Below are 25,914 nucleotides of genomic sequence, written 5' to 3'. Positions count from 1 at the left end.
ACCAGTCCAGACTACGGAAATGCGACAGCGCCCCCACTGCGAGGCGGGGACGCTGTCATTCCTTCGACGGGGTCAGCCCATCCGGTGCGACTCGTCGGCCTGGGGCGCGCCGCGTTCGCGCGCCCAACTCGGGGTGACCGACCAGGTGTCATTGAGCAGACTCGGCACATTGTGGTTCTCGAGGTGATCGCGGTGGACCGTGGTACTCAACAGCATCAGTGCGAAGAGGAGGGTGGCCGCGCAGATTCCGCCCGCGAGCACGGCCATATCGGAATGTCCGGTGCCGGCGGCGGTCAAAGCCATGGCCAGCGTTGCGAAGGCAACCAGTATGCAAAAGTACCCTGACCAGGCAGCAAAGCGATTCCGCCTGACCCAACCCGGAGTGTTCGGCATCCTCGCAGCGTACGCCCGCGGCTCGGCTCGGCACCAGGGAACCGGAACAGATTTGCAGCACCGTGATCGGTGCGCGATAGAGTCCGGGTGCTCGTCGGATGAGAAGAAACCGGTGCAATTCCGGTGCGGTCGCGCCACTGTGACAGTCAGACCTTCCCGATGGGCTCGAACCGTGCTGGGCGCGTCACCCTAGGAAGGCCGAACCTGTGATTCTGCTGCTGTCCACCTCCGACACCGATCTGCTGAGCGCGCGCGCCAGCGGAGCCGACTATCGGCTCGCCAATCCCGCGCGCCTGCTGCCGGAGGATCTGTCCGCCCTCCTCGACGGCGCCGATCTGGTGATCGTGCGCATCCTCGGCGGCGTCCGGGCCTGGGAGGAGGGCCTGGACGCGGTGCGCGCCACCGGTATTCCCCTGGTCGCGCTCGGCGGTGAACTCGCACCCGACGCCGAACTCATGGAATGCTCCACCGTGCCCATCGGTGTCGCCACCGACGCGCACAACTATCTCGCCGCGGGCGGACCGGGCAACCTGTTGCAGCTGCACAACTTCCTGTCCGACACGGTGCTGCTCACCGGCCACGGCTTCGAACCGCCGGTCGATATGCCCACATGGGGGGAGCTGGAGCGCACCGCGCGCCCGGTGGCCGACAATGCGCCGACCGTCGCTGTCGTCTACTACCGCGCGCAGCAGCTGGCCGGAAACACCAGCTATATCGATGCACTGTGCGAGGCCATCGAGAATGCCGGAGCGCGGGCGCTGCCGCTGTACTGCGCGTCGCTGCGCACCGCCGATCAGGAACTCCTCGCCCGCCTGCGCGAAGCCGACGCGCTCGTGGTGACCGTCCTCGCCGCCGGTGGCACCAAACCCGCCACCGCCTCCGCCGGCGGGGAGGACGAAGCCTGGGATGTGGGTGAGCTCGCCGACCTGGATGTGCCCATCCTGCAGGGACTCTGCCTCACCAGCAGCCGCGAACAGTGGGAAGCCAATGACGACGGCCTCTCGCCCCTCGATGTCGCCACCCAGGTGGCGGTGCCGGAATTCGACGGCCGCATCATCACGGTGCCGTTCTCGTTCAAGGAATTCGACGCCGACGGCCTGTCCACCTACGTGCCCGACCCGGAACGCGCGGCCCGCGTCGCCGGGATCGCGGTGCGGTACGCCAAGCTGCGCCACATCCCCAATGCCGACAAGCGCGTGGTGCTGATGCTGTCGGCCTACCCGACCAAACATGCCCGGATCGGCAATGCCGTCGGCCTCGACACCCCGGCCAGCACCATCGCCTTGCTCCAGGAAATGCGTTCCGCCGGTTACGATATCGGCGCTCCCGGCGAGATTCCCGGACTCGAGCAGGGGGATGGCGACGCACTCATCCACGCCCTCATCGCCGCCGGTGGGCAGGACCCGGACTGGTTGACCGCCGAACAGCTGGAAGGCAATCCGATCCGCATCGGCGCGGACGTCTATACCGCCTGGTTCGACACCCTCCCGGATGATCTGCGCGAGAACGTGATCGAGGCGTGGGGTCCGCCGCCCGGAGAGCTCTACGTCGACCGCTCCGCCGACCCCGAGGGCGAAATCGTCATCGCCGCCATGCGATTCGGCAATATCGTCCTCATTGTCCAGCCGCCGCGCGGTTTCGGCGCGAACCCGGTCGCCATCTACCACGACCCGGATCTGCCGCCCAGCCACCACTACCTGGCCGCCTACCGCTGGCTCGCCGCACCCGAGGGATTCCGGGCCGACGCCATGGTGCACCTGGGCAAGCACGGCAACCTGGAATGGCTGCCCGGTAAGACGCTCGGCATGTCGGCCTCCTGCGGCACCGATGCCGCGCTCGGCGATCTGCCGCTCATCTACCCGTTCCTGGTCAACGATCCCGGCGAGGGCACCCAGGCCAAGCGCCGCGCCCACGCCACCCTGGTCGACCACCTGATCCCGCCCATGGCGCGCGCCGAAACCTACGGCGATATCTCGCGTTTGGAACAGCTCCTCGACGAACACGCCAATATCTCCGCACTCGACCCGGCCAAGCTGCCCGCCATCCGCCAGCAGATCTGGACGCTCATGCGCGCCGCCAAGATGGACCACGATCTCGGGCTGGCCGAACGCCCGGACGAGGACGTCTTCGACGATATGCTGCTGCACGTCGACGGCTGGCTGTGCGAAATCAAGGACGTACAGATCCGCGACGGACTGCATATTCTCGGCCAGGCACCCAGCGGGGAGACCGAAATCGATCTCGTGCTGGCCATGCTGCGCGCACGGCAGCTGTGGGGCGGCGAAATGTCGGTCCCCGGTCTGCGAGAAGCGTTGGGGCTCAGCGAAGCCGGGGACGAATCGCGTGGACGCGTCGATACCTTCGAGTCGCGTGCCCGCGAACTCGTCGCCGCCATGGGGGAGGCCGATTGGGCGGTCGAGGCCATCGGACCGGTGACCGAGGCGCTGGTGGGCCGGGCCGAAACCGCCGGGGAGATCACCGATCCCGCCGCCCGACTGGCGGCCGTGCGGTCCGTCATGGAATTCGCCGCCACCGAGGTGGTGCCGCGCCTGCGCCAGACCGGAATCGAAATCCAGCGCATCCTGCACGCGTTGAATGGCGGATTCATTCCTGCCGGACCCAGCGGCTCCCCGCTGCGCGGCCTGATCAATGTGCTGCCCACCGGCCGCAACTTCTACTCCGTCGACCCCAAGGCCGTCCCGTCGCGGCTGGCGTGGGAAACCGGTCAGGCCATGGCGGATTCGCTCCTGGAACGCTACCTCGCTGATCACGGCGAATACCCGAAGTCGGTGGGTCTGTCGGTCTGGGGCACCTCCGCCATGCGCACCTCCGGCGACGATATCGCCGAAGTATTCGCACTCCTGGGTGTGCGGCCGGTGTGGGATGAGGCCAGCCGCCGCGTCACCACACTGGAGGCCATCTCCCTCGAGGAGCTGGGGCGTCCGCGTATCGACGTCACCGTGCGCATCTCCGGCTTCTTCCGCGACGCCTTCCCGCACGTGCTCGCCCTGCTCGACGACGCGGTGCGCCTGGTCGCCGACCTCGACGAACCCGCCGAATCCAATTACGTTCGCGCGCACGCGCAAACGGATCTGGCCGCGCACGGCGACGCCCGCCGCGCCACCACCCGCATCTTCGGCTCCAAGCCCGGCACCTACGGCGCGGGGCTGCTCCAGCTCATCGACTCCAAGAGCTGGCGCACCGACGACGACCTCGCGCAGGTGTACACCACCTGGGGCGGCTACGCCTACGGCCGTGACCTCGACGGCGCACCCGCCGCCGACGATATGCGCTCGGCCTATCGCCGAATCGCGGTGGCGGCCAAGAACACCGACACCCGCGAACACGATATCGTCGACTCCGACGACTACTTCCAGTACCACGGCGGCATGGTGGCCGCGGTGCGCGCGCTCACCGGTAAGAATCCGGAAGCCTATATCGGTGACAGCACCCGCCCGGATGCAGTTCGGACGCGCACACTTTCGGAGGAAACCACCCGGGTGTTCCGGGCCCGCGTGGTGAACCCGCGCTGGCTCGACGCCATGCGGCGACACGGGTACAAGGGTGCGTTCGAAATGGCCGCCACCGTCGACTATCTCTTCGGCTACGACGCCACCACGAATGTGGTGGCCGACTGGATGTACGAAAAGCTCGCCGAGAGCTACGTATTCGACGAGACCAATCGCAAATTCATGGAACAGTCCAATCCCTGGGCGCTGCACGGTATTGCGGAACGGTTGCTGGAGGCGGCCGAGCGGAAGCTCTGGGAGCAGCCCGAAGCCGAGACCCTGGACCGACTGCGCCAGGTGTACCTGGAAACCGAAGGCGAATTGGAGTAGAGCGGCAGCGGCGGCACGGCAGAGGACATCGGCGGACAACCCCTGTGCAGGGGTCTTCCGCCTGCGGGATTCTGAGAGGAACATAAGAATAGTTCCGACGTTGCGCCGGGGATGGCGTCGGAACTATTCAATCCCGTTCGAGGGAACAACAATTGGAATTCGATTCCCCGATTCGCCGCATCTATCGAGTCGTCCCCATTCGACGATATCGATCGAATTCGCATACTCGTACCCTGAGGTGAATCGGCTTCTCGATTAGGTAGTCATTATGAGTATCGCCAAATTCACCGCTACCGCATTACTTTCCATTGCCGCGCTGGGCGTTGCCGCCACGACCGCACACGGCGAAATCGGAGTCGCCGGACCGGGAATCAGTGGTGTCGACCGAGGGGTCGAGTACACCACCACCCTCGCTCCCGATCGCGGCGCCGTCACCACCACCCTGGCCTCGGGCCGCTTCGAAGTGGGTCATGATTCGGTGATCGTCCTCGCGCCCGACGGTGCGGCCGTCGGTGCGATTCCGACGACCTACCAGCTGGCTGATCGAGCGGTTCAGGTGGTGCCGCACCTGGACGCCACCGGCACCACCCTTACCGTGACACCGGCCAATGCCGCCGATGTGGCCGCGCCGAACCTCGAAACGGTCGCGCTACAGAATGTGGCCGACGCCGGCTCGATTGTCGCCGGAGCGCTCATCGGATGCGTTGTCGGCATTGTGATCGGTATCTGGTTCTTCTTCGTCGGCGCGATTATCGGTTGCGGCGTCGGAGGTCTGCTCGGGGCCATTATCGCGGGACAGCGGTAGTCAGCTGAACCGTGCGATCGGCCGTCCGCTCCACCGCCGGACAGTGGGTGATCCGGCGGTGGAGTTGTGCATCGGGGTGTCCACCGCGCCGATCCGCCGGCGGTCGTAGGCGGCGCTGCGCTTCGGGACGGATGTGTGCGCCCCGCGGCGCACCTACCGTGGTGGCATGACATGGACAGATGTGGCCGACGCCAGACACGCGCTGCTCACCACCTACAAGAAAGACGGCACGCCCGTCGGCACCCCCGTTTGGGTCGCGCCCGACGGGGACCGAATCGTGGTGTGGACCAACTCGAAAGCCTGGAAGGTCAAGCGGATCCGCCGCAACCCGCAGGTCACCCTGCGGATCTGCGATAACCGCGGTAAGCCGCGCGGCCAGGAGGTGCTAGCGGGAACCGCGCAGATTCTCGACGCCGCCGGTACGGAAGGTGTGCGCGGCGCGCTCGCCCGGAAGTACGGACTCCTCGGCACCATTGCCATCAAGGGGCACAAGCTGTTTCGTGGAGCGGACGGATCCGTGGGGCTCGCGATCACCCCACAGGGCACCTGAGCGTGGTGCCGAAAGTACCGCACGTCTCATGGCGCACCGCCCCGGTTACCCGGCGCGCTTCTCGGCGGAATCCGCACTGTGTGGCAGGCGCTTCGGGTGTGGATTCCGGCCACAAGCACGCCGGAATGACGAGGGGTGTTGCGCGTAGAGCCTCTGAGCAGGCACTCAGTTCGTCACTTTGGAGGGCCCCTAGTTCGTCACCCCGCAAGGCAACCTAGTTCTTCATCCTGGAGGGCGCCGCACTCGTCGCCCCCGGGGGCATCTCGGGGTGTTTCGCCGCTCAGTCGTCTGCGGTGATCTCCAGCGCGATGGTGCCGTTCTTGCCGCGCCGCAGCTGGCTGCCCTGGACGGTGATCCAGCCCATCAGCCCGTACTTGCGCTTGATCAACCCGCGCGCGCGGTCGCTGCCCTCGGCGTCCAGGACGATGCCCTTGCCTTTGACCACGTCACCGTGCGGTTTCCCCCGGACATCGCAGGGCTGCAGGGTGACCTGGGGATTGCGCCGCAACCGCTTCACCTTCCAGCTGTCGGTGACGGTCCAGATATAGAGGCGACCGGAGTCGAGGGCCGCCCATACGGCGGTGCCGACCGGGGTGCCGTCCTTGCGGAAGGTGGTCAGCAGCACGTAATTCGCGGTGCCCACGGGGCCGAACGGGTTATCCACGCCCGCAGCTTATCCCGCATCCGCCGCCTCGGGCGTGACCGGATCGTCCGCCATGCGGTATTCGCCCGCTTCCAGGCGGGTGAGGAGGCCGCCGGTCCAGCTGGTGAGGTTGGCGAATACGCCGGTCCACAGCTCCAGGAGATCCGGTGAATACGGGGCTTCGTAGCGGCTCGGGAATTCCGGAATCATGGCGGTGAGCCCGTCCCGGATCTCGCTGCTGTTGTGTTGCTGCTGCCGGAGCAGTTCGATGACCCGCGTGCGGGGGAGGGCATCCATGAAGGCGATACCCGCGCCGAGTTCTTCCATATCGATACTCGTCAGTGCGGTTTCGAGGAGTCTCAGGAATTCCTGCTCGCCCGTGTCGGTGAGATCGAACAGGGTGCGGCCCGGGCCCACGGTGCTGCCCTCGGTGCCGAGAATGCGCAGACTGCCCTCGTTCGCGAGTTGTTTGAGCGCGTGGTGGATCGAGCCGGGTTTGACGTTGGTCCAGGTTTCGGCGCGCCAGGACAGCAGTTCCTGGCGTACCGCGTAGCCGTAGGTCGGCTGCCGATGGCGGCGAACCACGCCGAGTACGAGCAGGCGTACAGCCGACATCGCGAATCTCCTACCGCAGAGGTGAGCGTGCGTAGTCATGGTACTCAAACTTGACTTCTGGATCGGACCGGTTCTAGCCTGGGGTAATCAAACTTGACTAGCTGGAATTGATCCAAAAGAGGTGATTCGGGAATGGCTGGGATGTCGATACCGGTGATGTGGGGCGGGAACCTGCCCGAGACCTTGGACTTCTACCGCACCCTCGGCTACCGGGTGACCAGTGAGCAGACGCGACCGTATACCTACGGGGTGGTCGAGCGCGACGGCTACGAGTTGCACTTCGGCCCCACGCCGAAGGATGGTGTCGACGCCGAATCGGCATACGTGGGTTGTCTGGCGCTGGTGGACGAGGTCGAGGAATTGCACGCGGATTTCACGGCCGCCCTGCGCGCGCGCTACGGCCGGGTGCCCGCTCGTGGCATTCCGCGCATCACCCGGTTCCGCCCGGGCCAAACTCGTTTCACGGTGGTGGATCCGGTGGGCAACTCGGTCATCTATATCCGCCGTGACGAACCCGATGTCGAATACGGCGGCTCGACCGACCTCGAGGGTCTGGCGCGCGTCCTCGACAATGCCCGCATCCTCCGTGAGTCCAAGCTCGACGACAAGGCCGCCGCCCGCGCCATCGAAGCCGGGCTGAAGCGCTTCGGTGCGACGGCTCCGGCGGTGGAGCGGGGGCGGGCGCTCGCCCAACTCGCCGAAATCGCCGTCGCCGCAGGCGATTCCGACAGGGTGGAGCAATTGCGCGGCAAAATCGGCGAATTGGAACTCTCGGATGCCGATCGAGCCGTCATTGCCGAGGAATTGAGCATTGTCGGCGATCTGGCGGACTGGCTGTCCAAGGAGGGCTGACGGCGCGGGCTCAGGCGGCCAGGGTCAGGATTTCCGGTCCGTCGGCGGTAATGGCAATGGTGTGTTCGGAGTGCGCCGTGCGGGAGCCGTCGGCGGAACGGATGGTCCAGCCGTCCGGGTCGGTGACCACCTCGGCGGTGGTGCGGGCGAACCAGGGTTCGATGGCGACGGTGAGGCCAGGCCGGAGGCGGTAGCCGCGGCCGGGGCGGCCGTGATTGGCGATGTGCGGGTCCTCGTGCATGGTGCGGCCGAGGCCGTGGCCGCCGAATTCGGTATTCACCGCGTAGCCGTATCCGTGGGCCACGGCGGCGATGGCGGCGGAGATATCGCCGATGCGATTGCCCGGCTGGGCGACCGCGATGGCCGCGGCGAGCGCCTCCTCGGTGGCGCGCACCAGACGGGTGTCCTCGGCGTCCGGGGTGCCGACAATGACCGTGGTGGCCGAATCCGCGACCCAGCCGTCGATGCTGACAGCGAGGTCCGTGGTGAGCACATCGCCGTCACGCAGCGCATAGTCGAACGGAAGGCCGTGCAGCACAGCGTCGTTCACCGACAGGCAGACGGTATTGCGGAACGGTCCGCGTCCGAACGAGGGTGCGTAGTCCCAGTAGCACGACACCGCGCCGCGCTGCTCGATCCGCTTGCGCACGTGGCGTTCCAGCTCGAGCAGATTCACCCCGACCCGCGCCCGCTCGCGCAGCTCACCCAGCACCTCGGCGACGAATCGCCCGGTCACCCGCATGCGCTCGATCTCGGCCGGGGACTTCAACTCCACCATCACAACCTCCAACTCGGTATTTAAATACCACTCTAACCACTTGCGGTATTTAAATACCAAACCGTAGAGTGGCGGCCATGGTTCGACTCCCGCTCACCCCGGCCCAGATCGAAGCAGGTCGCCGCTTGGGCACCGCGCTGCGCGCCGCCCGCGCCGCCCGCGACCTCACCGAGGTGGCTGGGGCCGCCCGAATCTCCCCGGAGACGCTGCGCAAAATCGAATCCGGCCGCCTGCCCACCCCCGCCTTCGGCACCATCGTCGCCCTGAGCCGTGCCCTCGACCTCCCCCTGGACACCCTCGCCGATATCTGGCAGCCCAGCCCCGCGCACGCCCAACGCTCCGCCTCCTGAGTGCGCGCGTCATCGCGCCGGACCGGGAATTCGCACAAAGCCCGGCTGAATGCCCACCGCACTGTCTCCACAGCCCTTGCCCTGCACAGTGATCGCGCGCTGCGCGAACTCGTGGACGCGGCCGTGCCGATCGGCTCCGGAATCGGCGGAAAGTCGGCCCTCCTGAAAGTCTCGGGTGTCCCGGTTTTCGTGAAGCGGGTGCCGCTCACCGATTTGGAGCGGCAACCGGAGAATGTCCGGTCGACGGCGAATATGTTCGAGCTGCCCGTCCGCTGCCAATACGGCATCGGCGGCCCGGGTTTCGGGGCCTGGCGTGAGCTCGCGGTGCACACCATGACGACGGACTGGGTGTTGGTGGGGGAGTACGTGGGTTTCCCGCTCATGTACCACTGGCGGGTGCTGCCGGACTCGACGCCGCTGCCCGAGGAGCTCGCCGATGTGGACCGGGTTGTCGCCTACTGGGGTGGCGGATCGCAAGTGCGCCAACGGATCGAGGCACTCGAGGGAGCCTCCGCGAGCATCGCCCTGTTCCTGGAGTACATCCCGCAGAACCTGCACCAGTGGCTGGGTGAGCAGATATCCGCCGGGGACGAGGCCGCCGACCGGGCCTGCGCGCTCGTCGACCGCGACCTGGCAGCGGGCATCGCGTTCATGAACGATCGCGGCCTGCTGCACTTCGACGCCCACTTCAAAAACATCCTGACCGACGGCCAGCGCCTCTATTTCGCCGACTACGGCCTCGCGATCTCCGCCGCATTCGCGCTGTCGCGGGAGGAGATCGCCTTCTTCGAACGGCACCGGACCTACGACCGGTGCTATTCGATCTACTACCTGGTGACCTGGCTGGTCACCGAACTGCACGGGTATTGGGGAGAAGAGCGGAGAGACCAGATTCGCGCATATGCCCGAGGTGAGCCGCCCGCTGGGATCCCAGCGCGGGCCGCGGCGATACTCGCCCACCATGCGCCCGTGGCCGCCGTGATGACGGACTTCTTCCGCGAGCTCCAGCAGGAGAGCCGGGAGACACGGTATCCGCTGGAGGAGATTCGCCGCGTGGTCGGGACGCGCGGCTAGCGCGATATCCACCATGATTCACGGCGTACTCACCCCGTCATTCCGGCGCGCTTTTGGCCGGAATCCACACTGTGCGGTGCCATTCGGGTGTGGATTCCGGCCAAAGGCATGCCGGAATGACGAGGGCGGGGCGTTCGGGACTTCTATCCAGCCGCTCAGGCGCTGGTCCGCACTGTTTGTCGACGGAATCGGTACGCGAGTCGCAGTAGGAGGATGTGGGGGAGGCTGACGGCGCGCATCTGGTTGACGGTGGCGGCGAGATAGAGGTCGCGGTCGGGGACATAGTAGAGGACGGTGCCGAAGGCTCCGGAGTGGCCGATCATGGCCGGGGCCGGGGCGAAGGGGGTTTGCCAGCGGGGCTGGCGGTAGCGCATCAGACCTACGCCGTAGTGGATGGGAACCAGGGGTGAGAACACCGAATTCCACTGTGCGGTCATCTCGGTGAGGTACTGGGCGGGGAACAGTTCGCCGGTGATGAAGGCGCGCAGGAAACGTAGTTGGTCGGTGGCCGTCGACACCACCGCGCCGTCCGGGGGGAATGAAGCGATGGTTTTCGGGATACGCAGTGGGATGCGGCCGTGTCGCAGTGGTGCGACCTCGTCATAGCGGTCCAGGGTTTGCGGAGTGAACAGCCAGGTATGTTGCAGGCCAAGCGGTTCGAGCACGCGGCGACGCAGCGCGTCCGCGAAGCTCCCGGCGGTGGCGACCTCGATGACTCGCCCGAGTAGCTGGTAGTTGGTGTCGCAGTACTGCGCCCGGCCCGGCTCGGAGGGGGTGAATCGGCTCGGCAGACTCCTGGCCATGTCGAGAAAGTCGTCGAAACTCCAGGCGGCGTCGGCCCGGATCATATCGTCGGCGAAAGTGGTGCCGTCCGGCCGCTTCTGATCGTAATAGTCAGGTATGCCGGAGGTTTGACTCAGCAGCTCGCGTACCGTGACCGCCGGACCATAGTCGTGACCGTCGTGCACGTTCAGCCCGCGCATCGTGTCCACACCGAGAATCTCCGCCGCGCGGGTGTCGAGGGTGAGGGCCCGCTCATCGCGCAGCTGCATTATCATCGCGACGGTATAGAGCTTGGTGATACTCGCGATGAAGTACGGCCGCTTGGATTCGCCGTACTCCCAGGTGAATCCGGTCGACGGCTGTTCGATCGCGGCGCCGAACGCCGATACCTTCGGCTTGGCGGCGCAGCGCGCCGCGATGCGATCGAGTTCGGTCGAGCTGGGCGTTCTCATGGCGTAATCCGTTCCAGCCGCCGTTGCGTGCTATCGAGCCAGGCGATTTCGGCCCTGCCCACGCTGATGCCGTAGTCGAGCGTGGCCAACCGCAGCTCCTGCCCGAGATCGGCGGCCTCGGCGGGGACGGCGAGCGTCTCCAATGCCGCCAACTCCTCGCTCAGCTCCCGTCGCCGGGCATCGAGGAGTTCGCGGATCCGCTCGGGCGGTAACCGGTCCGCGAAGAACAGGCGCGCCAGGAATGGATCGCGCGTCGGCGGCATCCGCAGCGGTGCGGTGAGCCAGGAGTCCAGCTCGGCCAGGCCGCGGTCGGTCACGCTGTGTACGTGCATATTCGGGCGCTCCTCCTGCACGATCGTGCGCCGCGAAGCCAGCCCGCCGTCCACCAGATCCGCGAGTGTGCGATACACCTGCGACTGATCCGTCGACCAGAAATGCCCGACGCTCTCGTCGATCACCTTCTTCAACTCGTAGCCGCTCATCGGCTTGATGGACAGGAGCCCGAGGATCGCGTGCCGCAGGGACATGGATATAGGTTAGCGCACATATATGTGGAGTCCCATAGTCGGCGACCTTCTCGCGAATCGAGCTGTCGAGAGAGGAGGCCGCCGCCGTCGGTCGGGCTCGGTCAGGCGTCGCCGGGCTTGCTGAACTCCTCGATCAGCACCGGATACTGCTCACCGCCGTGTCCGGCGGCGATCGAGCGGTCGGCCATCGCCTTGATCAGCCTCGGCAGTTCGGCGTTGACACCCACCGCCTCGCTTTCCTCGATCAGATGCGTCATGGCCCGCGCGTCGGTCTCCAGCGCCGACACTTCGGCCGGGAAGGAGCCGCTGTCGATCTGTTCGGCGTAGCCGGGCAGCCATTCGGCCACACCGGTGGCGATCTGCTGCGCGAAGGGAGCGAACGTCGCGGCGTCGATACCGGCCGTCCGGAGCATGGCGGTGCCCTGTAGCCAGGCGTTCAAGACGCTCCACATCATGGCGAGACCTGCCATGTCGTACAGCGACGCCAGCCCGTGATCCGCGCCGAGGTAGGTAATGGTGCCGAGCGCGTCCAGGGTCGACTTGTGCGCGTCGAAGTCCGACTCCGGCCCGCTGTGCAGAATCACCGCCTCGGCGGTCCCGATCGCGGGTGGGACGGCCATGATCGCGCCATCCAGGTACCGGGCACCGCGCTTTTCGGCCCAGTCGGCGGCTTCCCGAGCCTGCGCCGAGTCACCCGAGGTCAGGTTGATCAACATGGTGCCGTCCAGCTCGATATCGCTCGCACCGAGCAGTTCGTACATGGCCGGGTAGTCGGTGACGCAGATGACCGTGAGCGAACCCGCCGTAAGCGCTTCGGCGACGGTCGGTGCCAGCCGTGCACCCTCGCGGATCAGATCGTCGGCCTTGGCCCCCGTCCGGTTCCATACAGTGGTGGGATGCCCTGCTTTCAGAAAGGCGTGGGCGAGTGCCTGGCCCATCAGCCCGAGTCCGATAACTGTCACGGGTGTTTCGGTGGTGTCGGTCATGACAGCATCATCAACGTTGATACCGGTGTGAAGGTCAAGTGAGGATTCGATGCGGATCGGTGAATTGAGTCGGCGGGCGGGCGTCAATGCCCATCAGCTGCGCTACTACGAGGCACAGGGTCTCCTGGAGGCGGACCGCGGCACGAATGGCTACCGGGAGTACGACGAGGGCGCCATACTGCGGGTGAAGCAGATCCGGCACCTGCTCGACGCGGGGCTGTCGTCCGAGGACATCGCGTATCTGCTGCCCTGCGCGGTCGGCGAGGCCCCGGAGCTGCCCGGATGCCCGGAGTTGTTGACCGCGATGCGGTCTCGGCTGCGGCGAATCGACGATCAGATCGACAAGCTCGCTCGCTCCCGCCACGCTCTGGCCGATTACATCGACGCGGCCGCGCGAACCGGTGGCGAGAACTATCCGCCTTTCGACGGTGCTGAGCGGGAGTCCGTCACCGCCTGAGCGGCGGTGAGTTCGACGGGGACGGCTCAGCCCAGTTTGGCAACCCGGCGTCCCGCACGCCGGGACAGTGCGCCGAACCACCCTGTCGGTGCGCGATCGCCGCCTACGGTGGAACACGTTCTACCTTCTCCTCGAGCAGAATTGCGAGTTGATCATGGCGGTCGAGGAATTCGATGTTCTCATCGTGGGTGCCGGATTCTCCGGGCTGTACACACTGCACCGATTCCGGCAGCAGGGATATTCGGTACGGGTGTTGGAGGCAGCCGACGGGATCGGCGGCACCTGGTACTGGAATACCTATCCGGGTGCGCGCTGCGATGCGGAGAGCATCGACTATTCGTACTCCTTCTCCCCGGAGCTCGAACAGGAATGGACCTGGACGGAAAGGTATGCGGCGCAACCGGAGATCCTGCGCTATGTCGACCATGTCGTGGAGCGGTTCGATCTGCGCCGCGATATCCGGACCGGCGCCCGGGTGGTCACCGCCGACTACGACGAGAACTCGGTGCGGTGGGATGTCGCCATCGAATCGGGGGAGCGGTTCCGGTCCCGCTACCTGATTTTCGCCACCGGTGGGCTGTCGGCACCCCTCGAGCCGCCGTTCCCGGGCGTCGAGCGGTTCACCGGGGAGTCCTATCGGACCCAGATGTGGCCGCATGAACCGGTCGATCTGCGCGGTAAACGAGTCGCCGTCGTCGGCACGGGATCATCCGGGGTGCAATTGATCCCGGTGGTCGCCGAACAGGCGGCACGGCTCACGGTATTCCAGCGCACCGCCAATTTCAGTGTGCCCGGCCGCAATCGGCCCTTGACCGCCGAGGAAATCGAACGGGTCAAACGCGACTACCCGACCGTTCCGGCGGCGCAACGGAATTCACACGCCGGACTGAATCTGCACTCCACCGACCTGGCCTCCACTGATATGACCGAATCCGAGCAGCGCGCCCGCCTCGAAGAGCAGTGGGCGCTGGGTGGTTCGTTCGAGATGGCGGTGGCGTTCTCCGACGTGGCACTGAAAATGGACGCCAATGGGCTGGTCGCCGACTTCATTCGGGCGAAGATTCGCGAGCAGATCGGCGATCGGCACCGCGCCGACCTCCTGACTCCGCGTGACCACCCCTATGTCGGTAAACGGCCGTGCGTCGATCACGGATACTACGAGACGTTCAACCGCGACAATGTCGATCTGGTCGATATCCGCAGCGATCCGATCGCCGAGATCACGCCCACCGGAATCACACTCACCAGCGGTATCGAATACGAGACCGACGTGATCGTCTACGCCAATGGCTACGACGCCATCACCGGCGCGATCAACCGCATCGATATTCGCGGCCGCGGCGGAAAGTCCTTGCGGGAGCTGTGGTCCGACGGCCCCCGCACCTACCTCGGCTACGGCGTCGCCGGATTCCCGAACCTGCTGATGGTCGGCGGTCCCGGCAGCCCCTCGATCGTGGTGATGGCCATCGCGCTCGCCGAACAACAGGTGGAGTGGCTGCTGAACTGCCTCGACCACCTGCGGGCAGCCGGTATCGAGGAATTCGAGCCGACTGAGCGGGCACAGGACAGTTGGACCGAGCTCGTGGCACAGCTGGCCGCCGCCATCCCCGCCTACGCGAATACCGAATCGTCGTACTACAACGGCGCGAATGTGCCGGGCAAACCGCGCGGATACCCGATGTTCATGGGCGGCTGGGTGTTCTACCGGCAGATCTGCGGCGATGTGGCCGCGCAGGGATACGTCGAATTCAAGCCACCCGCCCGGGGGTGATTCGCGCCGCCCTGCTCGTGTCCGGGGGTGATCCTCGCCGCCACGCTCGTGCCCGGGAGTGATCCTCGCCCCCGCGCATGCCTGCGGGTGATCCTGCCCGCCACCCTCGTGCGAGCGGGCGATCGTGGCCGCCCGCCCCGCCCGAGGCCCCTGGCACCGGTATCAGGTCGCCTGGCTCACCGACGACATGTGGAAGTCCGGAATGCGTACGGCGGGCATGGCGGTTCGGGTGAACCAGTCCTTCCACTCGCGCGGCAGCGTGATCTCGGTGCGGCCCGCCTCGGTGACGCGCCGCAGCAGATCGAGGGGGCTCTCATTGAAGCGGAAGTTATTGACCGCCGCGGTCACCTCACCGTTCTCCACGAGATACACCCCGTCGCGGGTGAGCCCCGTCAGCAGCAGCGAGGCCGGATCCACCTCGCGGATATACCAGAGACAGGTGAGCAGCAGTCCGCGCTCGGTACCGGCGATCATCTCGGCGAGCGAGGCGTCGGAACCACCGGTCATGAGCAGGTTCCCGCCCGGAACCGTGACGGGGGCACCGAATTCGGCGGCGGTGGCGCGCGGATAGACGAGGGATTCGATCACACCCTCGCGAATCCAGTCGGCACGCTGCGCGGTGAGGCCGTTATCGAAGACCGACAACGACTCCGACGAGGACGTGGTGGCGACGAACGGCCGGTACTCCAGCCCCGCCGCGCCCGGATCGGAATACAGGGTGAGCGGAATATCGGTGAGCCGCTCACCGATTCGGGTGCCACCCGGGCGCGAGAACGCCGTATGGCCCTCGTGCGCGCCGCGGCCCTCCATGGACCACGCCATATAGATCATCAGGTCGGCGACCGCCGAAGGCGGCAGCAGGATTTCGTAGCGTCCGGCGGGCAGCTCCACGCGCCGCTTCGACCAATCGAGCCGCCGCGACAGCTCCGCCAGGAGCGCGGGCGTGTCGATATCGGCGAAATCCGTGGTGCCCGCGCCGACCCACGCGCTGGCGAGATCGGTGCCCGCGCCGCGCTTGCCATTGATCTCCACCGAACCGGTCGGCTGCACCCAGCGCCGACGCACCCCGGCCGAGGTGCCCAGCCAGCTGGAATGCACCTGGTGATGGGCGAAACCGTACAGCCGATCCGCGCCGTCGAAACCCCTCGCGAGATCGCGGGCCAGGCCCTCGAAGACGGTGATATCGGTGGTGGCGGGAGAGCCGTCCCAGGACAGCATCCAGTCCAGGCTGTCGGCACCGAGGGACTCCGGATCCAGCAGCGCCATGGCGTCTTTGGCCGGTGCGGCGGTGCGGGCGGCCTCCTCGCTCGCGCGCACCACGGCCTCGATCTCGTCGGCATCGACACTGGTGGAGCCGACATTGCCGACCCGCGCCACGGTCGGACCATCCCGGAAGATCGAGACCACCGCCCACTCCCGGGAGACCGAGGAACCATTGGTGGTCATGGAATTTCCGGCCCACCGCAGGGACGCGTCATGGGCGTCGGTGACAATAACCATGGCCTCGTCCGCGCGCGAGAGCCGCAGGGCGAGCTCCACGACCTCGGGTGCGGGGAGCATGCTCGCGACTGCGGCCGACCCCACGGTGCTGTCCTGTCCGCTCGGCGTGTTCACCGCGCCCCCTTCATATTCGCGGCCCGATGCGCGGCGCTCACCGCACCGGTCCGATGGCTGCGTTCGATACTCACCGAGTCGCTCACTGCCCCGCCTCGGCTCGCGTATTGAGAACGTTGATACCGCGCACCAGAACCGACGGGCAGCCGTGGCTGACCGCCGCGACCTGCCCGGGTTGGGCCTTGCCACAGTTGAACGCGCCGCCGAGCACCCAGGTCGAGGGGCCACCGACCGCCTCCATCGACCCCCAGAAGTCGGTGGTGGTGGCCTGGTAGGCGACATCGCGCACCTGTCCGGCCAACTCGCCGTCGCGGATTCGGAAGAACCGCTGACCGGTGAACTGGAAGTTGTAGCGCTGCATATCGATCGACCAGGACTTGTCGCCGACAATGTAGAGACCGTCCTCGACCCGCGAGATCAGTTCGGCGGTGGTGGTGTCGGCGACCGGATCCGGCTGTAGCGAAACATTTGCCATGCGCTGAATCGGCACATGGTGCGCGGAGTCGGCATACGAGCAGCCGTTCGAACGGTCGAGTCCGAGACGCGGCGCGAAGACCCGATCGAGCTGATAGCCGACCAGGATGCCGTCGCGCACCAGATCCCATTGCTGCCCGGCCACGCCCTCATCGTCGTAGCCGACCGACGCCAGACCGTGGGGTTCGGTGCGGTCGCCGGTCACCCGCATGATCGGGGTGCCGTACCGCAGGGTGCCGAGCTGGTCGGGGGTGGCGAAGGAGGTGCCCGCGTAGGCGGATTCGTAGCCGATGGCGCGGTCGTATTCGGTGGCGTGACCGATGGATTCGTGAATGGTCAGCCACAGGTTGGAGGGGTCGAGAACCAGGTCGGTCGACCCAGGGATGACGGTCGGGGCCATCACCTTCTCCGCCAGCCACTCCGGCATCTGTGCGAATTCGCCCGCCCAGTCCCAGATTCCGTCCGCACCGGTGACGTACTCCCAGCCACGCCCGGCCGGGGCGGCGAGGGTGCGCATGGTCTCGAACACGCCCGCCGCCGGATCGACGGTAATGGCCTCGAACTGCGGTTGCAGCCGCACCCGCTGCTGGGTGATGCGCGAGCCGAAGGTGTCGGCGTAGAAGGTTTGCTCCTTGACCTGCAGCAGCGATCCCGTCACGTGGTCGACACCGTCGGCGGCCTGCAGACGCGCCGAATAGTCCAGCAGCAGCGCCGTTTTCTCCGGCGTGGGCACCTCGAACGGATCGATATCGTAGGCCGACACCCACTCCGCACTGTCGTACACCGGCTCCGCGGCCAGCTCCACGCGCTCGCGATTCAAGGCCCGCAATGTGGTGGCGACCGTGACGGCGCGCCGCGCCACCTCCACCGCCGAGTCCGGGCTCAAGACCGCATGGGAGGCGAAACCCCAGGTGCCGTCCACGATTACCCGTACCGCGAAGCCGAGATCGGTGCTGTCGCTGATCGCTTCCACTCGGCCGTCGCGCAGCCGGATGGACTGGGTGAGGAGACGATGGACCCGCAGATCGGCGTAACTCGCCCCGGCCGCGCGCGCCGCCGAGAGGGCGGCGTCGGCGAGCGCGGTCAGCGGCAGTGCGCGGAATTGCTCGTCCACGACCTTGGTTGCGATGCTCACCTCGTCCAAACTAGGCGCGACACGCCCACGGTGACAACAGCACTCGCCCGCGACCCGAAATACACGCCGTGCAATCGTGCACACGCTGCAAGAATGCATGGACTGCGAAGTCGCACACCATGAAACGCACACGTCGAAGACACCGGCATCCGGCATTTTGCTGTTGGGATGCCGTAGCGTCTGCCCGCGTGCCGCCATCCGCACTCCGTGACCGCAAACGTGAACGCACCCGCCGCGCCCTCCACGAGGCCGCCGTCGAACTATTCGAGTCCAGAGGTTATGAGGCGACCACAGTCGCCGAGATCGCCGCCGCCGCCGAGGTCGGCACCAGAACGTTCTTCAATTACTTCGCGAGCAAAGAGGAACTACTGTTCCCCGAGCCCGACGAACGGGTGCAGTCGGCGGTGCAGGCCATCGCCACCCGACGGCCGGGGGAACGCCCGGTGGAGGTGCTGCTGCGCGCCCTGCGCGCGGCGGGCGACAACCCGGGCGATCACCTCGGCGACAACCTCGGCGCGCGAATCGCCGTACTGCGCGCCCAGATTTCGCGCACGGTGCCCGCGGTGAGTGGCCGCGCGGCCTACGCCCAGTTGGCCTCACAGCAGGAGATCGCCCGACAGTTGCGCGACGCCTTCCCCGACGAACTCGACGATGTCGGCGCGGCCGCCCTGGTAGGCGCGGTGGTCGGGGCCGTCTCCGGCGCGCTCACCGTGCTGTTCCAGAAACCCGGAATCGAGGACGGTGATCAGTTGCACCGCATGATCCGGGAGACCACGTCGAAAGTGCTGGCCCCGTGGCTATCCGATAAACCCGCCGTCGACGCGCCGCGAACGCCGATCCAGCGCACCACCTTCGACACCAGGCGATCGCTACCGAACGAGCGCCTCACCGTCGAGCGCGGGCACCGCGTGGAGGAGGACGCGCCACGCCGGGAAGCGACCTGGTACGCACCCGATGCGGCGCGCCGCGCCGCCGGCGACGACCTACCGTTGCCCGAGGACGCACTCGTCTAGTGCGTCCTCGGGCGGGTTCGGTATCAGGCGAATTGCTGCCAGCCCAGGCGTAGCACCATGCCGATCACCACCACCAGCAAGACCACCCGCACGAATTCCGCGCCCCGCGCGAGCGCCATGCGCGAGCCGATGACCGCACCCACCACATTGCCGACCGCCATGGCGAGGCCGAGCGCCCACAGCACATGTCCGGTCGCGCCGAGGAAGATGAGCGACCCCAGATTGGAGCCGCAATTGATCACCTTGGCCATGGCCGCCGCCTGCACGAATTCGGTGCCGAGCAGGGTGGCGAAACTGATGATCAGGAACGTGCCGGTGCCCGGGCCGAGCAGACCGTCGTAGAGGCCGATCAGCCCGGCGGAGATGCCGAGCACCAGCAGCGCTTTCCGTCGGGTCGGGGGATGAGTCGCGAGGGTGACGCCGATCGAGGGACGCAGCGTCACGAATATCGCGACGGCCACCAGCACCACCATCACGATCGGAATGAACAGATCCCGGTCGATCAGCCCCACCGCCGCCGACCCGGCGGCCGCCGCCACCCCCGCCAGCGCCGCCGCGGGCACGAGTGACTTCCACTGCATCGGCACCTTGCGAGCGAACGTGATCACCGCCGCGGTGGTCCCGGAGAACGCCGCGATCTTATTGGTGCCCAACGCCGTCTGCGGTGCCACACCGGGCATGACCACGAACAGCGTCGGCAGAATGATCAACCCACCGCCACCGACCACCGCATCGACCCACCCGGCCGCAGTCGCCGCGGTCAGCAATACCGCCCAGTCAGCAACATCCACCCGCCGACCCAACCAGAACCGCATACACCCGGCAAATCACCACGCGCTCCGCCGCCTCCCCGAATCTTCAGCGCCCGGCTGAGAGCCGTGGACCGTCGTGCACGCGTGCCGCCGGTTGGGAGTCGAGCCGATTTTGGGCGTACCCGACGAGTTACCCCGATTCTTGCGAGATCAGTTGTCGCCTTCCCGCTGTGCTCGTCGGTGACACGTTGCGTGTGGGGGAGCGAGGCGGGGGAGCCAGCTCAGGGTGGTGCCGTGCGTCGGTTCAGTAGTACTGGACCAGGCAGAATTCATGATCTTCGGGATCAGCCATGACTACGACGACGCCCTCGTCGTAGTCGTGCCGTTCGCCGGTGAACCGACCGCCGAGGGCGACGACCTGGGCGATGCCCTCGGCGATGTCGTCAACGGCGACGTCGAGATGCAGCCGCACCTTGCCGCGCTTGGGCGCGGTCACAGGTTGGAAGACGAGGCGGGGCTGTGCGTCGTCGGCATGTCCGAGGTAGACCCATCCAGGTTGGGACGGCCCCCGCGGGCGGCCGAGTAACCCGCTCCAAAAGCGCGCCAACTGTTCCACATCGACACAGTCGATGGTCACTCCGACCCAGCGGTTCGTCATGTCTGGGTACTCCTCGCTGTCGGCAGCCTCGCCCGAGGCGGGGTGGAGATCTCGTGCCGACACCCTCCGGATAGTTTCGCCGAAACGGGCTGCGAAGGGGTGCAGGCCAGCGACTCTCGGTCGGGCGCTGATGTCTCGGGGAGGCAGGGGAGCCTTAGGGTGGTGCCATGCGTCGGTTCAGTCTCTGGTTGCGGGGGAAGCCGCTGGTCGCTGATTCGATACTGGCGATCGCGCTCATGCTCGTCGATGCGCTCGGTGTTTCGGAGAGTCGGCACAAGGCGGTCTATCTCGCGATCAGTGTGCTGCTGCCGCTGCCGGTCATCTTCCGGCGCACGCATCCGGTGGGCAGCGCGCTGGTGGTGCTGGGGATGTCGTTGTTCACCACGCTGGTGCACTGGGGAATCGACGATGGGGACGCGCTGCATCCGGCGCTGCTGGCGCTGGGCATCATGCTGTACACGCTGGTGGCGTATGTCGGCCGCCGCCAAGGACTCTGGTACCTCGGCGCCCTGATTCTCGACAGCGGGTTCTCCTCCCTCATGATCGGTACGCCGAAAGGCACCGATATCGCCTTCACCGTCGTGTACTACGCGTTCTGCTGGACACTCGCCGAATTCATCGGTGCGCGCCACGCCTACGACACCGAGGTCGCCGCCCGCCTCGCCGTCGCCGATTACGACCGCGAACGCCGCGCGCACGACGCTGTTTCGGCCGAACGCACCCGCATTGCCCGCGAACTCCACGATGTGGTCGCCCATGCGGTGAGCGTCATCATTGTGCAGGCCGACGGCGCGCGCTATGCCCTGCGCCGGGACCCCGATACGGCCGAGGGGGCACTCACCACCATCGCCTCCACCGGCCGGGAGGCGCTGCGCGAACTGCGCCGGACCGTCGAATTGCTGCGCATCGAGCATTCCCCCGAACAGTTGCCGCAGCACGGCACCGCCGGTATCGCCAAGCTCGTGGAGATGATGCGCAGTGCGGGGTTGGCGGTGGAACTGGAACTGACCGGCGAACTCGACAATGTCAGCCCCGAGGTGAGCCTGGGAGTGCACCGGATCGTGCAGGAATCGCTGACCAACAGCCTGCGCTACGCCGGGCCGGACGCCCTCGCCCAGGTGCGGGTCCGCCGCCGCGACACCGACATTCTGGTGGAGGTCACCGACTCCGGCGCCACGTCCGTCGCGATTCGCCAGGCCACGGATACGGCCGCGGTCAAGTCCGGGAGCGGCACCATGAAAGCGGCCGCCGCCCAGCGTGACTCACCCACCCGCATTACCGGCAGCGGGTTCGGTCTGGTCGGTATGCGCGAACGCATGGCGGTCCTGGGCGGCACCCTCACCGCCGGACGCCGCCTCGAGGGCGGCTGGCGCGTCCGCGCCACCATCCCCCTCGACCGCACCCCCGGCGAGTAACCGGCCGGGCGCGGCCGGGACCGGGACGCCGGGCCGATAGATTGGTCCGTGTGCCGATCACCGTTCTCGTAGTCGACGACCAGGAACTCATGCGCGCGGGATTGAAGATGGTGCTCGGCGCGCATCCCGATATCGAGGTGATCGGTGAGGCCGACAATGGCAGCACCGCCATTGCCCGCACCGCCGAACTGCGCCCCGACGTGGTGCTCATGGATGTCCGCATGCCCGTCACCGACGGTGTCACCGCTACCGCGCGCATCATCGAATCCGAGTGCGGCAGCAGGGTTCTGGTCATGACCACCTTCGACCTCGACGAACACGCCCTCGGCGCGCTCCGCGCCGGAGCCAGCGGCTTCCTGCTCAAGGACACCCCGCCCGAAGACCTCATCTCCGCCATTCGCAGTGTCGCCGCCGGCGACGCGGTGGTCTCCCCGAAGGTCACCAAACGACTACTCGACCGCCTCATTGCCGACGATCCGGGCGCGGGCCGCGATCCGGGCATCCTCGAGGTCCTCACCGCCCGCGAACGCGAAGTCCTCGAACATATCGCCGCGGGCCGCTCCAATGGCGAAATCGCCGCTGCCCTCTTCCTCTCCGAGGCCACGGTCAAAACCCACGTCGGCCGCGTACTCACCAAACTCGGCCTGCGCGACCGGGTCCAAGCGGTGGTCCTCGCCTACGAAACCGGTCTGGTCCGCCCCGGTAGCGCCTGATCCGCCGACTGGCGGCGGTGCGCTGTGACACAGTGGTCGCGGCCTCGGGAGAAAATTCCGGCTCCCGGACGTTGTCTCGAGTAGATCGTCCGAAAGGATCGCACCATGGCTGCCCTGTTGTTCATCGCCTATCTCGTCGCGGAAGTCGCCACGCTCGTGGCGGTCGGCCACGTCATCGGCGTATTTCCGACCATCCTGCTGCTCATCGCGGGATCGGCGGCCGGGTTGATCCTGGTGAAATCGCAGGGGCGGCGGGTATTCGAACAGTTCCGCAAGGCCGGGCGCGGGGAGATCGCGGCGAGTTCGGCGGTCGCCGACGGCGCGCTGGTCACCGCGGGTGCGGTCTTGATGTTCGTACCCGGCCTGCTCACCACACTGGTGGGTCTGCTGGCACTGATCCCGGCCACCCGCTTCGTGCTCCGCCCGGCCGTGGCCGCCTTCGCCGCCCGCCGCATGGATCGCGTGGCCATGGCCGTCGGACCCCATGGCTACGGCAACGTGGTCATCGATCCCGATGGTGAGGTCATCGACGCCACCGTGGAGAACCAGTGGTACGACGACGGACAGGGCTCCGCGCACCGCATTATCGAACCTCGCTGACACCGGCCGCAATGCCGAACCGGTGGTGACTCCGTAGTCGGGCTCACCACCGGTTCGCTCTGTGCTGGTCGGAGCTCAGCCGCCGCTCTTACGGCGGAACATCTGCTTGTTATTGGCCGGTCCGTGCGTGCCGTGGACCTTGGAATTGCCACCGCCGCCGGTGCCCACACCATCGGAGTGCCGACCCTGTTTGCGCTCGAGGGCCTCGCGGAAGCGACGCTTGATGTCATCCGCGGGCTTACCGGTTTCGGCGGGCTCGGAGGCTGCGGTGGCCTCCGTATCGTCCTGATCTCCAGATTTCACACCCCTAGCGTGACAGGCGGGCGGGCGCTGGACCAGTTACCGGCCCGTGCGTCGCGTCGCCGGCTGTCGCGGGTGAGGCTGCCGGGACCGCGCGGCGGGGCGTGCGGCAGACTGGAGACTCGTGAGTACCCAGTTGCTTGTCGGTGGCCGTATCTACAGCTCCAGTAATCCGGACGCGACCGCCATGGCGGTCAGTGACGGCACCGTCGTATGGGTGGGGCAGGACAAACCAGCGCTGGCACTGCATCCGGACGCGGAGATCATCGACCTGGCGGGCGCGTTCGTCGCACCCGCGTTCGTGGATCCGCACGTACACATCACCGCACTGGGATTGAAACTCACCGGACTGGATCTGTCGCGCACCGATTCGCTGGCCGAATGCCTGGATCTGGTGCGGGAATTCGCGCGGGCCAACCCGGACGGGACCATTATCGGGGACGGCTGGGACGAAACGCGCTGGGACGAGGGACGACCGCCGACCGTCGCGGACCTGGAGAGCGCCGCACCCGGCCGCGCGGTGTATCTGACTCGGGTGGACGCGCATTCGGCCGCGGTGTCGTCCACACTGCTCGACTCCGTGCCCGAAGTGACCGCCACACCGGGCTTCACCCGTGGTGAACCGCTGCGCGCCGACGCCCACCACCTGGTGCGCACCGCCACCCTGGCCGGACTCGACCGTGGACAGCGCGACCGCGCCCGGCAGGCGGCCCTCGACCACGCCGCCGCCCAGGGCATTGCCGCCGTCCACGAATGCGCCGGGCCCGACATCAGCGGACGCACGGATGTGGCGGAGCTGCTGGAGTTCTCACACGGCGTCGACGTGCGCGTGTACTGGGGCGAGGCAGTGCGCACCGCCGATGAGGCCCGCACCCTGCTCGAGGAACTCGGCGTGCACGCACTCGGCGGCGACCTGTTCGTCGACGGCTCCCTCGGCTCCCATACCGCCTGGCTGCGCCACCCCTACACCGATAGCGACAGCACCGGTATCGGCTTCCTCGACGCTGGCACCATCGCCGCACACGTGCGCGCCTGCACCGAGGCCGGAATCCAGGCCGGATTCCACGTCATCGGCGACGCCGCCATGGACGCCGTGGTCACGGGCTTCGGCCGGGCCGTCGCGGAACTCGGCGGTCCGGCCGTCGCCGCGCGCGGCCACCGTCTCGAGCACGCCGAAATGCTCGACGCCGACCAGATCGCCCAGCTCGGCGAGTGGGGCGTAATCGCCAGCGTGCAACCGGGATTCGACGCCGCCTGGGGCGGCCCGGACGGTATGTACGCCACCCGCCTCGGCGCCGACCGCGCCGCCACCCTCAACCCCTTCGCCGCCATGGCCGCCGCCGGAATCTCCCTCGCCATCGGCTCCGACGCCCCCGTCACCCCGCTCGACCCATGGGCGGCCGTACGCGCCGCCGCCCACCACCGCACCCCCGGCCACCGGATTTCCCCCCGCGCCGCCTTCACCGCCGCCACCCGCGGCGCCTGGCGCGCGGGCGGCGTCCGCGACGGCGTCTCCGGCACCCTCGTCCCCGGAGCCCCCGCCACCTACGCCATCTGGGAAGCCGGCGAACTCGTCGTCGCCGCGGCCACCGACAAGGTCCAACGCTGGTCCACCGACCCCCGCTCCCGAGTCCCCGGCCTCCCACCCCTCACCCCGGAAGCCCCCCTCCCGCGCTGCCTGCGCACCGTGAACCGCGGCGTCACCATCCACGGTGCGTGAGGTGGACCCGCGCGTGCCCGAACAATCCAGCGCCCCAGGCGAACCGGCCTCGAGCGATATGCATTCGGAGATTGACGGCCGACAATCCGATGGACGGTCCGATAACGGGAACCTCGGCGACCGGGCCGACCCCGCCGCCTCCCGGATGCCCGGCGCAGACGGCAGGGAAATCGAACAGCTCAGCCGCGCAGGTGAACCTGCCCCGGATAGGGACAAGTCGACGGCAGACGGAGAACGGTCCGATAGCGCAGACGCCGGCAACCCGGCCGATGCTGCCGCGGTTCCGGCCCCCGCCGCACAGGGCAGGGTGACCGATCGGCCAGGTTCCACAGGCGAAATCGCTTCGGCCGGTATGACAGCGACGATCGGGGGTGAACGGCCGGATCGCGCCGGTGTCGGCAAGTCGGCCGATACGGTAGGAGTCCTGACGCCCACGGCGAGCGTCAGCGGAGCCGACCGGTCCAGTGGCACAGTCGACCCCGGCGACGCGCGTCACAGCGAATGGTCGGGACGCCCACACGACCATGTCGGTGAGTCCCCCGGCTCCGGGCAGCTTGCAGACACCGCTGGTGACCGGCCCCGAGGGCCAGTCGATCGGGCCGTGGCGTCGGCATGGCGGTATCCGGTTGTGGCACGGTCGATTAC

At 67.3% G+C, this 25,914-nt stretch carries 25 protein-coding genes; 13 read left to right on the top strand and 12 right to left on the bottom strand.

What is annotated here, in order from left to right; all coding sequences use genetic code 11:
- Nucleotides 1–72 precede the first annotated feature (72 nt).
- Entirely contained in the window at nt 73–303 is a 231-nt protein-coding gene (locus tag NU1_RS26065) for a hypothetical protein (protein ID WP_067525244.1), read from the bottom strand.
- Between the two features lie 296 nt (nt 304–599).
- On the opposite strand from NU1_RS26065, the gene cobN reads away from it, so the two are divergent.
- The 3 genes from cobN to NU1_RS26050 all read left to right on the top strand — a co-directional run bounded on the left by cobN (nt 600) and on the right by NU1_RS26050 (nt 5,587).
- On the top strand, nt 600–4,232 hold the full coding sequence (gene cobN / locus NU1_RS26060; RefSeq protein WP_067525242.1) for a cobaltochelatase subunit CobN: 3,633 nt from the start codon (nt 600–602) through the stop codon (nt 4,230–4,232).
- 268 nt (nt 4,233–4,500) lie between these two features.
- Nucleotides 4,501–5,037 (top strand): DUF8020 domain-containing protein, encoded by a 537-nt coding sequence (locus NU1_RS26055; RefSeq protein WP_067525240.1) that lies wholly within the window; start codon nt 4,501–4,503, stop codon nt 5,035–5,037.
- Between the two features lie 166 nt (nt 5,038–5,203).
- A complete protein-coding gene (locus NU1_RS26050) occupies nt 5,204–5,587 on the top strand; it encodes a PPOX class F420-dependent oxidoreductase (RefSeq protein ID WP_067525238.1) in 384 nt (127 codons plus the stop codon).
- A gap of 280 nt (nt 5,588–5,867) precedes the next feature.
- On the opposite strand, the gene NU1_RS26045 is transcribed toward NU1_RS26050, so the two are convergent.
- Both NU1_RS26045 and NU1_RS26040 read right to left on the bottom strand, forming a co-directional pair.
- Nucleotides 5,868–6,251, bottom strand: a complete 384-nt coding sequence (locus NU1_RS26045; protein ID WP_067525236.1) for a PPOX class F420-dependent oxidoreductase — start codon at nt 6,249–6,251, stop codon at nt 5,868–5,870.
- Between the two features lie 9 nt (nt 6,252–6,260).
- The gene (locus tag NU1_RS26040) at nt 6,261–6,845 is read right to left on the bottom strand and encodes a PadR family transcriptional regulator (RefSeq protein ID WP_067525234.1); all 585 of its coding nucleotides are present in this window, start codon (nt 6,843–6,845) and stop codon (nt 6,261–6,263) included.
- Between the two features lie 132 nt (nt 6,846–6,977).
- Between NU1_RS26040 and NU1_RS26035 the strand changes: the two genes are divergently transcribed.
- Nucleotides 6,978–7,697 carry a DUF8817 family protein gene (locus NU1_RS26035; RefSeq protein ID WP_067525233.1) on the top strand — a complete coding sequence of 240 codons (720 nt, stop codon included), beginning with the start codon at nt 6,978–6,980 and terminating at the stop codon, nt 7,695–7,697.
- A 10-nt stretch (nt 7,698–7,707) separates the two neighbouring features.
- Here NU1_RS26035 and map read toward each other — a convergent pair whose 3' ends face one another.
- Nucleotides 7,708–8,475 (bottom strand): type I methionyl aminopeptidase, encoded by a 768-nt coding sequence (map, locus tag NU1_RS26030; RefSeq protein ID WP_067525231.1) that lies wholly within the window; start codon nt 8,473–8,475, stop codon nt 7,708–7,710.
- Nucleotides 8,476–8,552: 77 nt separating this feature from the next.
- Between map and NU1_RS26025 the strand changes: the two genes are divergently transcribed.
- Together NU1_RS26025 and NU1_RS26020 are read left to right on the top strand one after the other, a co-directional pair.
- Nucleotides 8,553–8,825: a helix-turn-helix domain-containing protein gene (locus NU1_RS26025; protein ID WP_067525449.1), complete on the top strand. Its 273-nt coding sequence runs from the start codon at nt 8,553–8,555 to the stop codon at nt 8,823–8,825.
- The gene (locus tag NU1_RS26020; protein WP_067525230.1) at nt 8,826–9,899 is read left to right on the top strand and encodes a protein kinase family protein; all 1,074 of its coding nucleotides are present in this window, start codon (nt 8,826–8,828) and stop codon (nt 9,897–9,899) included.
- Between the two features lie 155 nt (nt 9,900–10,054).
- Here NU1_RS26020 and NU1_RS26015 read toward each other — a convergent pair whose 3' ends face one another.
- The 3 genes from NU1_RS26015 to NU1_RS26005 all read right to left on the bottom strand — a co-directional run bounded on the left by NU1_RS26015 (nt 10,055) and on the right by NU1_RS26005 (nt 12,647).
- Nucleotides 10,055–11,134, bottom strand: a complete 1,080-nt coding sequence (locus tag NU1_RS26015; protein ID WP_067525228.1) for a serine hydrolase domain-containing protein — start codon at nt 11,132–11,134, stop codon at nt 10,055–10,057.
- Nucleotides 11,131–11,661 (bottom strand): PadR family transcriptional regulator, encoded by a 531-nt coding sequence (locus NU1_RS26010; RefSeq protein WP_067525227.1) that lies wholly within the window; start codon nt 11,659–11,661, stop codon nt 11,131–11,133. The genes NU1_RS26015 and NU1_RS26010 overlap by 4 nt, the downstream gene beginning before the upstream one ends.
- 101 nt (nt 11,662–11,762) lie before the next feature.
- Nucleotides 11,763–12,647, bottom strand: coding sequence for an NAD(P)-dependent oxidoreductase (locus NU1_RS26005; RefSeq protein WP_067525225.1), 885 nt, complete (start codon nt 12,645–12,647; stop codon nt 11,763–11,765).
- Between the two features lie 49 nt (nt 12,648–12,696).
- Here NU1_RS26005 and NU1_RS26000 point away from each other — a divergent pair, with 49 nt between their 5' ends.
- Both NU1_RS26000 and NU1_RS25995 read left to right on the top strand, forming a co-directional pair.
- Nucleotides 12,697–13,104, top strand: coding sequence for a MerR family transcriptional regulator (locus NU1_RS26000; RefSeq protein ID WP_067525223.1), 408 nt, complete (start codon nt 12,697–12,699; stop codon nt 13,102–13,104).
- Nucleotides 13,105–13,171: 67 nt separating this feature from the next.
- On the top strand, nt 13,172–14,875 hold the full coding sequence (locus NU1_RS25995) for a flavin-containing monooxygenase (protein WP_307644848.1): 1,704 nt from the start codon (nt 13,172–13,174) through the stop codon (nt 14,873–14,875).
- A 162-nt stretch (nt 14,876–15,037) separates the two neighbouring features.
- Here NU1_RS25995 and NU1_RS25990 read toward each other — a convergent pair whose 3' ends face one another.
- Both NU1_RS25990 and NU1_RS25985 read right to left on the bottom strand, forming a co-directional pair.
- A complete protein-coding gene (locus NU1_RS25990) occupies nt 15,038–16,435 on the bottom strand; it encodes a TldD/PmbA family protein (protein ID WP_067525445.1) in 1,398 nt (465 codons plus the stop codon).
- 136 nt (nt 16,436–16,571) lie between these two features.
- A complete protein-coding gene (locus tag NU1_RS25985) occupies nt 16,572–18,098 on the bottom strand; it encodes a TldD/PmbA family protein (RefSeq protein WP_371859840.1) in 1,527 nt (508 codons plus the stop codon).
- Between the two features lie 188 nt (nt 18,099–18,286).
- Between NU1_RS25985 and NU1_RS40655 the strand changes: the two genes are divergently transcribed.
- The gene (locus tag NU1_RS40655; protein ID WP_245720315.1) at nt 18,287–19,111 is read left to right on the top strand and encodes a TetR/AcrR family transcriptional regulator; all 825 of its coding nucleotides are present in this window, start codon (nt 18,287–18,289) and stop codon (nt 19,109–19,111) included.
- A gap of 23 nt (nt 19,112–19,134) precedes the next feature.
- Here the strand turns inward: NU1_RS40655 and NU1_RS25975 are convergent, their stop codons facing one another.
- Entirely contained in the window at nt 19,135–19,902 is a 768-nt protein-coding gene (locus tag NU1_RS25975; RefSeq protein ID WP_067525443.1) for a TSUP family transporter, read from the bottom strand.
- Nucleotides 19,903–20,167: 265 nt separating this feature from the next.
- On the bottom strand, nt 20,168–20,521 hold the full coding sequence (locus NU1_RS25970) for a VOC family protein (RefSeq protein WP_067525441.1): 354 nt from the start codon (nt 20,519–20,521) through the stop codon (nt 20,168–20,170).
- Between the two features lie 167 nt (nt 20,522–20,688).
- On the opposite strand from NU1_RS25970, the gene NU1_RS25965 reads away from it, so the two are divergent.
- From NU1_RS25965 to NU1_RS25955, 3 genes are all read left to right on the top strand, one after another.
- Nucleotides 20,689–21,936 (top strand): sensor histidine kinase, encoded by a 1,248-nt coding sequence (locus NU1_RS25965; protein WP_067525219.1) that lies wholly within the window; start codon nt 20,689–20,691, stop codon nt 21,934–21,936.
- Nucleotides 21,937–21,986: 50 nt separating this feature from the next.
- Nucleotides 21,987–22,649 carry a response regulator gene (locus tag NU1_RS25960; protein ID WP_067525217.1) on the top strand — a complete coding sequence of 221 codons (663 nt, stop codon included), beginning with the start codon at nt 21,987–21,989 and terminating at the stop codon, nt 22,647–22,649.
- 105 nt (nt 22,650–22,754) lie between these two features.
- A complete protein-coding gene (locus tag NU1_RS25955; RefSeq protein ID WP_067525216.1) occupies nt 22,755–23,249 on the top strand; it encodes an FxsA family protein in 495 nt (164 codons plus the stop codon).
- Between the two features lie 75 nt (nt 23,250–23,324).
- Here the strand turns inward: NU1_RS25955 and NU1_RS25950 are convergent, their stop codons facing one another.
- Nucleotides 23,325–23,552: a DUF5302 domain-containing protein gene (locus NU1_RS25950; RefSeq protein WP_067525214.1), complete on the bottom strand. Its 228-nt coding sequence runs from the start codon at nt 23,550–23,552 to the stop codon at nt 23,325–23,327.
- A 121-nt stretch (nt 23,553–23,673) separates the two neighbouring features.
- Here NU1_RS25950 and NU1_RS25945 point away from each other — a divergent pair, with 121 nt between their 5' ends.
- A complete protein-coding gene (locus NU1_RS25945; protein ID WP_067525211.1) occupies nt 23,674–25,269 on the top strand; it encodes an amidohydrolase in 1,596 nt (531 codons plus the stop codon).
- Nucleotides 25,270–25,914 lie beyond the last annotated feature (645 nt).

It is taken from the genome of Nocardia uniformis NBRC 13702 (assembly GCF_001613345.1).
GTDB classification, from domain to species: domain Bacteria; phylum Actinomycetota; class Actinomycetes; order Mycobacteriales; family Mycobacteriaceae; genus Nocardia; species Nocardia uniformis.
The sequence above is the reverse complement of the archived record's forward strand: the minus strand, read 5'-3'. Positions and strand labels throughout refer to the sequence as shown.